Origin of the sequence: Dorea acetigenes, assembly GCF_025567385.1 — a bacterium.
Taxonomy (GTDB): domain Bacteria; phylum Bacillota; class Clostridia; order Lachnospirales; family Lachnospiraceae; genus Claveliimonas; species Claveliimonas acetigenes.
In genome coordinates this window covers 95,930-108,023 of the sequence record NZ_JAOQJU010000009.1, presented here as the reverse complement: position 1 = coordinate 108,023, position 12,094 = coordinate 95,930, and the positions used below count along the sequence as shown (strand labels likewise).

At 38.3% G+C, this 12,094-nt stretch carries 11 protein-coding genes; all 11 read right to left on the bottom strand.

Annotated elements, in window-relative coordinates:
- Positions 1-80: 80 nt before the first annotated feature.
- The 11 genes from rfbG to OCV99_RS09370 all read right to left on the bottom strand — a co-directional run bounded on the left by rfbG (position 81) and on the right by OCV99_RS09370 (position 11,688).
- Positions 81-1,133, bottom strand: coding sequence for a CDP-glucose 4,6-dehydratase (gene rfbG / locus OCV99_RS09420; RefSeq protein ID WP_158370070.1), 1,053 nt, complete (start codon positions 1,131-1,133; stop codon positions 81-83).
- Positions 1,133-1,912, bottom strand: coding sequence for a glucose-1-phosphate cytidylyltransferase (rfbF, locus tag OCV99_RS09415; protein ID WP_158370047.1), 780 nt, complete (start codon positions 1,910-1,912; stop codon positions 1,133-1,135). Before rfbF ends, rfbG begins: the two co-directional genes overlap by 1 nt.
- Positions 1,913-1,926: 14 nt before the next feature.
- The gene (locus OCV99_RS09410; protein WP_158370045.1) at positions 1,927-2,859 is read right to left on the bottom strand and encodes a glycosyltransferase family 8 protein; all 933 of its coding nucleotides are present in this window, start codon (positions 2,857-2,859) and stop codon (positions 1,927-1,929) included.
- A 10-nt stretch (positions 2,860-2,869) separates the two neighbouring features.
- Positions 2,870-3,979, bottom strand: coding sequence for a glycosyltransferase (locus OCV99_RS09405; protein ID WP_158370043.1), 1,110 nt, complete (start codon positions 3,977-3,979; stop codon positions 2,870-2,872).
- 13 nt (positions 3,980-3,992) lie between these two features.
- Positions 3,993-5,084, bottom strand: coding sequence for an EpsG family protein (locus OCV99_RS09400; RefSeq protein WP_262575284.1), 1,092 nt, complete (start codon positions 5,082-5,084; stop codon positions 3,993-3,995).
- Positions 5,077-5,913, bottom strand: coding sequence for a glycosyltransferase (locus tag OCV99_RS09395; RefSeq protein ID WP_158370040.1), 837 nt, complete (start codon positions 5,911-5,913; stop codon positions 5,077-5,079). The genes OCV99_RS09400 and OCV99_RS09395 overlap by 8 nt, the downstream gene beginning before the upstream one ends.
- A 14-nt stretch (positions 5,914-5,927) precedes the next feature.
- A complete protein-coding gene (locus OCV99_RS09390; protein ID WP_262575283.1) occupies positions 5,928-6,968 on the bottom strand; it encodes a glycosyltransferase family 2 protein in 1,041 nt (346 codons plus the stop codon).
- A complete protein-coding gene (locus OCV99_RS09385; protein WP_158370036.1) occupies positions 6,955-9,963 on the bottom strand; it encodes a sugar transferase in 3,009 nt (1,002 codons plus the stop codon). The genes OCV99_RS09390 and OCV99_RS09385 overlap by 14 nt, the downstream gene beginning before the upstream one ends.
- A gap of 4 nt (positions 9,964-9,967) precedes the next feature.
- Positions 9,968-10,492 carry a PglD-related sugar-binding protein gene (locus tag OCV99_RS09380; RefSeq protein ID WP_158370034.1) on the bottom strand — a complete coding sequence of 175 codons (525 nt, stop codon included), beginning with the start codon at positions 10,490-10,492 and terminating at the stop codon, positions 9,968-9,970.
- 119 nt (positions 10,493-10,611) lie between these two features.
- Positions 10,612-11,256: a transcription termination/antitermination NusG family protein gene (locus tag OCV99_RS09375; protein WP_158370032.1), complete on the bottom strand. Its 645-nt coding sequence runs from the start codon at positions 11,254-11,256 to the stop codon at positions 10,612-10,614.
- 15 nt (positions 11,257-11,271) lie between these two features.
- Complete coding sequence (locus OCV99_RS09370) at positions 11,272-11,688, bottom strand: hypothetical protein (protein WP_158370030.1); 417 nt, start codon at positions 11,686-11,688, stop codon at positions 11,272-11,274.
- Between the last annotated feature and the right edge of the window lie 406 nt (positions 11,689-12,094).

Genomic DNA, 12,094 nt, shown 5'->3' with positions numbered 1-12,094 from the left:
ACCGCCAAAAGCTAATATATCTGCAATTTTCAAGGTTCCGATGGAGCCATTTTTTCAGCTCCATTTTTTCATAGACTACTTTACACTACCAACTCTCGAATCTCATTATCCATGCATACCCGAATATCCCCATTATCTACCCAGCACTTACTCCACTCAACAACCATTGCGATTGCCTTATCTAAATTCCAATGGGGTTTCCAGCCAAATGTAGTTTTCAGTTTTGAGCAGTCCAGCTTCAAAAAATTTGCCTCATGCGGGCCACCATCATAGTGATTAATCCACTGTATATCATCGCCCCAGTGCTTCACAAACAAATCGACCAACGCACCAGTCTGAAAGCAATCAACATCATCAGGACCAACATTATAATAACCAGCATACTTACCGTCCTCATACTGCATAGCCGCAATCATCAGATATGCGTACAGAGGCTCCAGTACATGTTGATAAGGACGAGTGGAGAACGGATTACGGACAACGATATCCTCATGCTTAATGGCAGCGCAAATGCAGTCTGGGATAATGCGGTCGTTTGCAAAATCACCACCGCCGATAACATTACCGGCACGTGCAGTGGAAATTGCAACTCGTCCATCGGAAAAAAAGCTATTCTTATAGCTGTGCGTTACCAACTCAGAGCAGGATTTAGAATTGGAGTAAGGGTCATATCCATCCAACTCTTCGTTTTCTCTATATCCCCACCCCCATTCTTTATTTAAATAAACCTTGTCTGTTGTAACATTCAGAAAAGATTTTACACAAGTACTGTTACGTACACATTCCAAAATATTCACCGTACCCATGACATTTGTTTCGTACGTATAGGCCGGCGCTTTGTAGCTATCTCTTACAATGGGCTGTGCAGCCAGATGCAGTACAATCTCAGGCTCTGCTCCATCAAAAGCTGCTTTCAAGGAAGAATAATCTCGGATATCCCCAATGACCGAATGAATATCCTGCTCTATTGCCGCAATTTCAAACAACGATGGTGATGTAGGAGGATTCAAAGAATATCCTGTAACAATTGCGCCAACATTAGCAAGCATCTTACATAGCCAAGATCCTTTAAATCCGGTATGACCTGTTACAAAGACTCTTTTCTCTTTATAAAAACTCAAGTTAAAATTCATCATTCATTCCACACTTTCCAAGGTGCATTGCCAGACTCCCAGAGTTTTTCAAGTTGCTGTTTTTCTCTGAGTGTATCCATACACTGCCAATAACCTTTATGTACATATCCAACCAGTTCCTGTTCTTGAACCAACGCAATCAGTGGACCTTTTTCAAACACTGTGGAATCTCCCTCAATATAATCAAACAGTGCTGGTTCAAATACCATAAAGCCGATATTGATCAGATCGCCATCCAAATCAGATTTTTCACGGAAAGCGGCAATCATTCCATCTGAACCAACTTCAACAACGCCTTTGTTCTGTCCAAAGTTGTACATGGACATCGTTCCGATTTTTCCATGCTCCTTATGAAATTCCAACAGTTCAGGAATGTTTATATTCCCAACCGCATCTCCATAAGTCAACATAAACGGCTCATCACAGGTGTAATCTCTAATCCGTTTTACACGTCCACCGGTCTGGGTATTTAAACCGGTATCAACAACCGTGACTTTCCAAGGCTCAGCATGTTTGTTATGAACTATTACCTCGTTACCGTTCGTAAAATCAAAAGTAATGTCTGATGTATGAAGGAAATAGTCAGCAAACCATTCTTTTATTACATGCTGTTTATAACCAGCACAAATCACAAAATCATTAAAACCATAGTTAGAATAGTTTTTCATAATGTGCCACAAGATTGGCATACCACCAATTTCAATCATAGGCTTTGGCTTATGTGCAGACTCTTCAGATATTCTTGTTCCAAACCCCCCTGCTAAAATAACAACCTTCATTTCATCAACCTCCTTTATCGATTAATAAAGCATTCAATTTTGTCAATCACTTTATGCTTACAATATTGCCCAATGCACCTTATCATACTTCCATTGGGCATAATCATTTTATAATCTGGATTGACACTCATTAGTTCATTTAAGTAGATTCTAGAATACGGATGTCCGCATAGCTTCTCCCATGGTCTCACACCCGGTCCGTTAAAATGAATAATTACCGGTTGGTTTTTTGCTTCCATAAATTCCTCTTTTGTTTTCTTCCCAATCTCCGAGTTTATGTTGCAGAACTTTTTATAACTCCAATAGAAAGTGCCTATCATTGCATTAAACCTATAGGGCAACACCAATGTACTCTCCGCTACGATGGCATTAATGACACTCTGATCGTCTGTCGGAAAATTTCCTCCATGATCGTAATAATACTGCAGTATTCTTTGCTGAATTTTATCTTCCCTCCACGCCTTAAGATTCAGTAACATAATACCTGCATTAAAGTAACCTGCTGACCTGCTCAGCTCTGCTTCCTGCAACATTTCCTTATAGATTGGCATATTGTAACTCATTGCACAATAGTAATTAGATATATCCGTCTCATACAGTTCCTGAATTCCACTACAAACATATGTATCAGAATCTATAAATAACGCTTTATCAATCTCTGGTAAAATCTGTGGTATGAAAATCCGTAAAAAGGATGCTGGATTGAAATTAAGTTTTCCCCCCTCAAAAATTGACCTAATAACAGGGTTGCAGTCAATAATTTGAAGTTTTACATTAAATTTTCTACATAATAATTCCATCTTGTCCCTCATTGCAGCAGAAATATCATTCGACAAAATATAAAAACAGCATTCCCGGAGATCCGGGTTATTCTTCAGCAATGAACTCATAGAAGTAAGACAGTATGGAGCATACATATTTGACGATGAATATATAAAATTAAACATTTTTTCCTCCCTATAACCTATCAAACATTTCTTCTACAGCTCGAACTGTATTTTCTTTTGAAAAGTATTTTCCTCTTTCCTTTGCCTTGTTTTTATAATGACATAACAATCCTTCGGTACTTAGCATTTGATACATGCCATCATATATTCCTTGTTCAGAGTTTTCAGTTACTATTCCATATTCGTTGTTCTTTCCAAGCAACTCATACGCTCCGCTGCAGCAGGTACTAACAACCGGTACACCCAAAATTAATGCTTCCGTAACTGCAGTACTAAAACCTTCGCGGCGAGACGAACATACAAATAAATCAGCTTTCGATACATATTTATACGGATTGTCTCTAAATCCAAGAAAATGGAAGGAATCCGAAACCGACAATTCCGCAACCTTTGCTTTAAGTTTCGACTCTTGAGCGCCTGTTCCAAGAATATACATATGATGTTTTATCCCTGCATCAAGTAATTGTTTATGTACAGTTATTAGTCTGTCATACCCTTTTTCACTACGAAGTCGCCCTACAGAACAGACATTTATTTCATTTGAATATGTAATATCCTCTACAGGTTCTTCTCCCAACTCCCGTATCCTATCATCTTCATTAGTGTTATATAGAACCATACAAGGTTTAACAATATGAAATAACGATGTAAAATCTTGTAGTACAGAATCTGCTACACATATTGTCCGATCGAATCGATTGTAGCAAGTTTCAGCTTCCCTTTCAGAGCGAAAACTATAAGAAGCTACTTTTTTTGTGTGCTGTTCGACATGTATCCAGCTTATGAGCTTTGTATCTTCATAAGGACAACCTGAAATAATTCGAGCAGCAGGACCTTCAAGATAAGATACAATAATATCATATTTTTCCCTAACTAATAGATGATACAAGGCTTTTGGCGTAAACAGTTTCATAAAAAAAACATTTCCAGGAAATTGTTTTTTTAAGCCTGGAATATATTCAATCTCTGAATCAAGGTACCGTTTATTTACTCCAACATCAAATAACGTCTGAACAAAAACCTTATATTTTGTTTTATCCAAATTGTTCACCAAGTTTACAAGGACTCTTTCAGCCCCGCCGCCACCAAAACTCGGTATTACAAATAAAATTGTCTTCATTTTACCTCACCATTTAATACCTTAAATATCCAACAAAAAATTGATCTCCCATCACCCTCAAGTTATATATATTAAATAGCAAAAAACATATAATCGCTAATAACTTAAATAGTTTTCGATATCGTTCATCAATGTAATTAAACTCGTAACACAGCAATATAATCATATATGGAGTAAAATACATTGCGAGCCGATAGAAATATACCATGCGAGTTGCGAATATCCATGTCATTAAGTTAAACATTGACATATTAAATGCTATTATATACGTATCTTCATCATCCTCATCAACTTTATGAACAAATAAAGACAATCCCACCGGAACTGCTGCAACCAAAACTCTCAAGAAATTAACACTAGTAGTAGAGTTTAATAGCATATCTGTATATTCGCCACTTCCATATGTCGTTTCTTCCAAAATATCTGCAATGAAAGAACCTACACCAGAATTAAAAAACACATATAATAAGATGCATACAATAACAATACCGGCAGTAGCCTTCCCCCATGGCTTCCGCATAGCCACAAAATAAATTGGAATAAACAGTAATGCCGTTGGATGTATTGTTGCAACTAGTAATACTACAACTAAATAATTAACTAATTTCTTCTCTTTGATATAATTGGGTAAAAAATAGAACATAATAGCAATCGCCAAATACTGGCGTACACCATTCATTGTTTCAAGATAACATCCCGTTGTAATAAACAAAAAAATTGCTAAATCTATATCTTTCCAATATACGTTTTTAACGAACCCCCAAAAAAGCAAACCAACAGTTATAAATGACAATATCCACAGAAAGGCTTGACTATTGGTCGTAAAGCTTTTCACAAATGCAGATAATACAGAAAACCCAACTGAATACGAATCTGAATGAACTATATTTTCCCAATTAAGTATTTCGGAAGGAATCAATGCCTCGAACCCAGCCCTATAACTACGAGTATCTACATATCCATGTCTTAAGCCTGCAACGCAGATAAGCACAAAACATATAATTCCCGCCATTTTTTTTGAATAAGATTTCTTTGCTAACTCCATCCCACCAAATACAACAATAAAGAATATGATTACATGCCACCACGATAAACTACTATTCATTTGATACACTCCGATCAAACTTTCTTTTATGTAAAAATTCATAAACTGATAACGGAATTATACACTTTACTAACTCAAGTACTGCCCCACGAAGAACATACCAATATTTATACCAAGGCATCTGAAGCAAATGAAACCCTATCCACATAACATATATACCATTCATTCGGGCTTTAAATGTTCTTCTATTAGTTGCATTTCTATCATCACGCATCTTATATAAGGGTTCTGAAATATTTGCGCCAACATAACCTCTTCCATAAATTTTGAACCACAAATGGCAATCCTCAACACGAAGTAATTTAGGGTCAACAGTATATCCTTCCACTTCTTGAAACACTCTCTTTCTAATCATTACAGCTGCATGACAAAAAAAGGGTGTATGTCGACAAAAATCATTTTTTGAAGGTCTTTCAATAACCTTCTTTATTCCCCAATCGCCCAGCTCATCAAACATAACCATTTCTGTGCTGACTAATGCAAATTCCGGATGATTTTCTAAAAATATCACTTCTTTTTCTAAACGAGTAGGAGCACATATGTCATCGCCATCCATTCGAGCAATATATTCACCGTTTGCAACTGCCAAACATTTGTTAAGAGTATAGTTCAATCCCATATTCTTTTCATTTTTTAAAATTACAAACTTTTTCGGATATTTCAATTTATATTTCTCGGCAATCTGTAAAGTTCGATCGCTCGATCCATCATCGCACATGATGAATTCCCAATCACTAAAAGTCTGGGATAATATTGACTCGATTGCATCCCCCAAATACCTTTCGCAATTGAATATTCCCATAATTATTGATACTTTTGGACTTCTCATAATTTATATACACCTTATTCTGAAAACAAAGCTCTCATTTTATTAATCATAATTATCATGAACATAAGTGGTAATGCAGTCTTTAACTTACACATATAAAAGAACACTTTCCATTTTATTGGAAAATATTGAAACTCAAGTTTCTGATATGCATGCACTATTTCATCATCTTGAAGAATCTTTTTCATTTTTCTTACACCAGCAAAAAAACCTTCTGGATTACAAATCTCATTAAGTCCTAGCGAAACTGGAGAAAGAGCAATTCGATTTTCTAATGCGATATGAAAGTCCTCATCGCATTCTTTTATGTAATTATCTAAATAATGAAATAATAACTTCCACTGTTCAAACATTCTAGGTCGATATTTTCTTGTTGTCGTACCGTTATCTGTTTTTCTGTAATTGTAGAAACATTTATTTACATATCTAACAACATCACATTCTGAAAAAGCAAAAAGATTATACAATGCATCTTCAGATGTGCAAACTTCTCGTTCGCTAATCCATACTCCTTTTGATGCAATCTTTCTGCTATAGAGTTTTCCCCACATTGTAACTAGCCGATCTGCTTCCTCTACATGTGATAGCTCATTTCCAACTAACCCCACCATACGCCGTTGAATATATTGACCGGATAAATCTCTATCACTTGCAAATAACGGTGTCATAAAAACTCGACTATTATAAATACGTTTGTATCCAAAACAAACAACTTCTGCCCCATCAATGTTGTTTACACAATATTCAATAGTTTCAGCATCAATCCAGTCATCCGAATCAACATACATAATATATTCACCTTGAGATGCTTCAAACCCCGTTCTCCGTGCAAAGGACTGTCCCTCATTTTTCTTGTGAATACTTTTCACTCTATCATCTTGCGCCGCATATGAATCACACAAAGAAGGACATGTATCATCTCCTCCATCATCAACCAATATTATTTCTATATTTCTATATGTTTGATTAAGTAAGCTATTTACACATTGTGAAAAATACTTTTCAACATGATATACGGGAACAATAATACTTACCAAAGGATTATACGATTGCATTTTTATAAATCCGCTCCATAATTTCATTAACTGCACTAATATCAAACTTTTTCATAGTCTCAATATTAGTTGCGCCCATGTTTCTTCCAGCACCCCCGATAATTTTATTCATACCTTCAGCAAATCCATTAACATCATGGCAGTCATAGATAAAGCCGCCCTTACCATTCTCAATAAGGTCAACATTACCTCTGATTCGACTACAAATTACCGGAAGTCCTACTGACATAGCTTCCATTAAAGAAGCCGGTAAACCTTCCTGCAAACTCGGAAAGGCATATGCATCTACCGTATGAAGCAATTCTTTGACATCGTCACGGTAACCTGCAAAAACGACTCGACTGTTCAGCCCAAGTTCTACAACCAACTTCTTTAACTGATGCTCGAGTTCGCCAAATCCTACGATTAGATATTTTACATTTGCTTTTTCAATCTTCGCAAGTGCTCGTATGACAACTTCATGATTCTTACGAACAGAAATCTGTCCTGTACTCATAAAAACAAAATCATCATCATCAAATCCAAATTCCGACCGCTTACTGCTACGATTTATTTCCACACTTCTAAATTCATCTGTATGTATACCAATACCAGGTACATATTGGACTTTTTTAGCATGGAACTTCTGAGCATTCCTATAATCTTCGCGATTAATTGTAATAAGCACATCTGTATAGTGCGAGCAAAATTTTTCAACCGGATAAAAAACTGCCCATGCTTTCTTGCTTGCTCCTTCAAAAAAATGAAATCCATGTGCTGTATAAATTACTTTTGTACCATATTTCTTCCTGGAATCTTTACAAGCCATACGACAGATAACACCACCAATAGGTGAATGACAATGAACAACCTGGTAACATTTTTCATCAACTAACTTCTTCACCATATTATAGGAATCAATTATTTCTTTCACCATAGAAAGGCTTCTTGGAATGGGAATATGATACACGCCAATTCCTTTATCAATCAATTCTTTCTTATATTCATTTACCCTCACCTGACTGGTAATAGAGCCGAATTCAAAATTTGTTGCAACATCCACATCATAATCAAGTTTCAAAAGGATATTAATATTATCCGTATTGAAAAGATCTATCATAGAAGCAACGGAAGCCAGCATAAGAGCTTTAGGCCGGTTATTCGGTTCGTTCACCGTACCTTCTGTACGCATGATGCTCTCTCGCAGTCCAACCACCTGATAATCCATTCCAAGATATTCACTCATCTCATGCGCATAAGCCATATTCCCAAACGCCTTATTTACCAGCCCTCCGATCTTTCCCGGTATCCTGCTGGCAACGGATACTGCCGGATTCAAAACTCCTATTTCCCAGATCTTCTTGCCCGATACTTCCGCAATCTCCTCCACCATTTCGCTGGTTTTCGTCCACTCGCCATTCTGTGGAAGCAGTACAACCGCGTTTTCCTCCACGTCCACGAGCATGGTCTGGCAGAGAAATTCGCACAGATTCTCTATGTACAGCATAGACCGTTCATTCTTTACCTTCGGAAATATAGGAAGTTTCTTCGCAAATTTAGCCAATGTAGGATAATTTCCTTTACTTCCTTTTCCATAAATCATCGGTGGCCGAAGGACAATTACTTTGAAATTATCATCCGCCAGTTCTCTTACTCCCGCATCTGCCTGCAACTTGCTGTCTCCATAAAAATTCGCCGGATTCGGAACCGTGTGTTCGTCTACGATCTTTTTAACCCCAAAGGGCGCGGATTCTCCATAGACAATCATAGAGGACATAAATAGAAACTCTTTTACGCCCTCCGCTTTCGCTTTCTGACAAACCTCTACCGCCAGATCGGTATTTACCGCATAATACTTTTCTTTTGTTTCATCCGATACATTGCCCACATCGGCATGGGCGATGCCTGCAACATGGTAAACAATATCGTACGCGGAGAAATCCCTTTCTCTCCAGGAGCCGTCAATCATGTCAACAGAATCGACTGAGAAATTCCCGCTATAGTTTTTTTCAGCATAGGCTTTAAAAGATTCTCCGATATAGGAGCCTGCTCCGGTAATTAAAACCTTTTTGTGAGCATCCCGATCAACGGAAACCGTCTCGCCAAAGCCAATCTTACCGATAAGCTCTGCGTCACTTTTACTCTCTGTATAATGGCGTCCAACCTTTTTTATCTCTCCCGTTCCGCCTTCAACCACACTGTCATCGCTCCGAAAAACATGCAAGCTTCCCAGGAAGCATTTGACATCCATAACGAGGCTCAGCTTCTCTACATACTCCCCGTCCAGCCTTGCTTTATCCGCAATTTCCAGTTCATCCCGCCCATTGATCTGCGCCCAGCCGGTAAGTCCCGGCTTTACATCATTTGCGCCATATTTATCCCTTTCAGCAGTCAGCACATCCTGGTTCCAGAGAGCCGGGCGCGGTCCTATCACAGACATATTTCCTATAAAGATATCCCAAATCTGAGGTAATTCATCCAGGCTATGCGCACGAATAAATTTCCCAACTTTTGTTATGTACTGATCTGGTCTTTCTAACTGATGCGTCGGGACATCATGGGGTGTATCAAGACGCATGCTTCTAAACTTATGAAGCTTAAAATATTTTTTATTTTGACCTATCCTTTTCTGTGTAAATAAAACAGGTCCCGGATCTTCCATTTTAATTGCCAATGCAATAGTCCCCATAATTGGGCTTAATACTACCAACCCTCCAAAAGACAAGAAAATATCCAATCCCCGCTTTATGTACTTATCATAAAAACCAGGGTTATATTTTTCCTCACCTACAACTTCCAGATGACCTTTCACTCCATCTGCATTTACTGCATCATTTTCATCTTCTATAAAGACAACTTTTTTACCTTCTAATGGATTTTTTTCTTCTGGTTCGTCCTCATATACATAATTTGCTTTCTTATTCTTTGCAATAAGCAATAAGCTTACGCATGCCGCACTCATAACCGCAACTGTAATTCCTATCAATTTTCCAATTTTTCCTTTATCGATAGACATATTCTTACTCTCCGTTTTTATTTATAATTGCAGATTCGTAACCCGAACCGATTTCTCCAGCTTCAAGTTTTCGATAACTTTCAATCCGAACACCGGCTTTTACGATTGCTCCCGAATTAATATGGCTACACTGACCAATTACTGCATTATGATCAACTACAGCGCCTGAACCAATAATTGTTCCCTCACCAATAACAGAATGCGCATTAATAATTGCTCCCGGTTCGACAATCGTACCCATCCCCATATTGGCGGTCTTGCTGACATACGCCGATGGATGTATGAGTAAGGGAACCTTATATCCAAAGCGAAGAAGTTTTTCAAGAAGTTGTCCACGATACTCATTGTTACCTATCCCAACAAACGCCTCTTCATATTCACTTCTAAATTTATCCATTTCGTTAATCTTGCCGATAGCCAAATCACTGTTATCATCAAGATAATCAATTTTTAAATATCCACAATCTTCTGCAATTTCTGCAACTACTTGCCCATGACCGCCGGCACCAATTATCAAAATTGATTTCATATAATCACTCTTTCAGCTTTTGAATTTTTACCAAATGACATAGCTTCGCCACCCGCACCTCCCAGGTGTGGTTCCCCGGCTCCGCTATGTTCAAATGCTTCCCCTGTGTGGTAAACCGACTACAGTTGATTCATCTTGCTTTTCAATTCTTCTATATTCAACTCAAACCCATCTGCCAACACCACAGAGCCGCCTTCTCCACAGACCGCTTCTTTCGGGCAAACCGGTTTCCCAGGAGCATTCTCTATCGTCAATCCCGCCTGCACCTTCCGTCCCATAAATGCAAAATCCATCCATGCGCATCGGTTGTGACGGTCTACTTTTACGATGCGGTCTTCAAAATACTGCAGCGGACCTTCTGTAATCACTGCCTTATCCCTGCCATTTTCCTGCTTGCGCAAATAACCATAAGACATTCTTGCCAATCCCGATTCATCCAATAAGAAGCGGAAAAATTCTATTTCCTCTGCACGCATAGCTGCCGCACCTGCGTCCTTTAACTGTTTGATGAATCCCCAGCATCTTCCCCGCAGCGCTTCTACCAAGTTATCAAATTCTTTCTGCACAAGCTCCGTCCGGACAAATATATACCCCGGGAACATCGGTTTTCGGGTTATTCCTTTCATATCCCGACGGTAATACTCCATCATGGGAAGGAATGCATTTACTCCTTCTTCACACAGGATGTCACAAATACGGCTCTGTCTTTCTGACTGAACAAATAAAATATACCAGTTCTCTTCCATTGCCTTTGTCACTCCCATTTTCCCTGACTCTCTCTAAGCCGTCTTTTCTGTGATTTCCAGCCCTGCTTTCAGGCATATTTCGTTTCCAGCATTTTCCATTTTCAAAAATGCAAGTCGTTTATGCCGATCCACCTTGCGGATCATCTGCTCTCTGCCCCGAAGCGGTCCTTCTGTTATCTGAACTCTTCCGCCTCGGATTACTCCTTTTGACATAGGCAGGTTCTTTTCACTCCCGAAGATTTCTCTTAGAATCCTTTCCTCATCTTCTCCAACCGAAAAGATCTCTTTTTCACCTGTTTCTGCCAGGGGCAGTTCCCTATGCAGTATCTGCAGTGCCTGCGTGAGCGCCTCTTCTCCCCGGCACTCAAAAACCACACACTCGGGGAACAGATTCCATCTTTCCAAATGCCAGGCGCCCTCGTACTTTCGCATTCTCTCGTAAGTCAGCACAAAAGCATCCTGAAGAATTTGTTTATCAGAATGCCTGTCGCAGATTCGTAAAATCTCTTGTTCTTTTATATTGGGAAAGTGAAAAATGTACCAGATAGTAACCCCTCTCTTTCGTAGAGTATCTTACTCTACGATAAAAATTTCTCTTAATCACTTCTCTTTTTACTTGGAATTGGAAAACGGATGAAAAAATATAGCAAATTTGATAAAAGAATTTCTCAAACCATGCCATTTTGTAGAGAATAAGCGCAAAAATTGTATTTCTTGTTGAATTATAAAAAGAATATCGTTATAATAGAGAGCGATGATTTGTAAATAAAGTATTAGAGTAAGATACTCTTCGACAAAAATAGACAAAAAAACTGTAAACCCATGCGATATACGTCATGAATTTACAGTTCTTTTT

Excerpts from the sequence above, each read along its gene's own strand:
- OCV99_RS09400 (WP_262575284.1), bottom strand. The coding sequence starts at position 5,084 with ATGAATAGTAGTTTATCGTGGTGGCATGTAATCATATTCTTTATTGTT.
- OCV99_RS09390 (WP_262575283.1), bottom strand. The coding sequence starts at position 6,968 with ATGCAATCGTATAATCCTTTGGTAAGTATTATTGTTCCCGTATATCAT.
- OCV99_RS09375 (WP_158370032.1), bottom strand. The coding sequence starts at position 11,256 with ATGGGAGTGACAAAGGCAATGGAAGAGAACTGGTATATTTTATTTGTT.
- OCV99_RS09385 (WP_158370036.1), bottom strand. The coding sequence starts at position 9,963 with ATGTCTATCGATAAAGGAAAAATTGGAAAATTGATAGGAATTACAGTT.
- OCV99_RS09380 (WP_158370034.1), bottom strand. The coding sequence starts at position 10,492 with ATGAAATCAATTTTGATAATTGGTGCCGGCGGTCATGGGCAAGTAGTT.
- OCV99_RS09395 (WP_158370040.1), bottom strand. The coding sequence starts at position 5,913 with ATGAGAAGTCCAAAAGTATCAATAATTATGGGAATATTCAATTGCGAA.
- rfbF (WP_158370047.1), bottom strand. The coding sequence starts at position 1,912 with ATGAAGGTTGTTATTTTAGCAGGGGGGTTTGGAACAAGAATATCTGAA.
- rfbG (WP_158370070.1), bottom strand. The coding sequence starts at position 1,133 with ATGAATTTTAACTTGAGTTTTTATAAAGAGAAAAGAGTCTTTGTAACA.
- OCV99_RS09405 (WP_158370043.1), bottom strand. The coding sequence starts at position 3,979 with ATGAAGACAATTTTATTTGTAATACCGAGTTTTGGTGGCGGCGGGGCT.
- OCV99_RS09410 (WP_158370045.1), bottom strand. The coding sequence starts at position 2,859 with ATGTTTAATTTTATATATTCATCGTCAAATATGTATGCTCCATACTGT.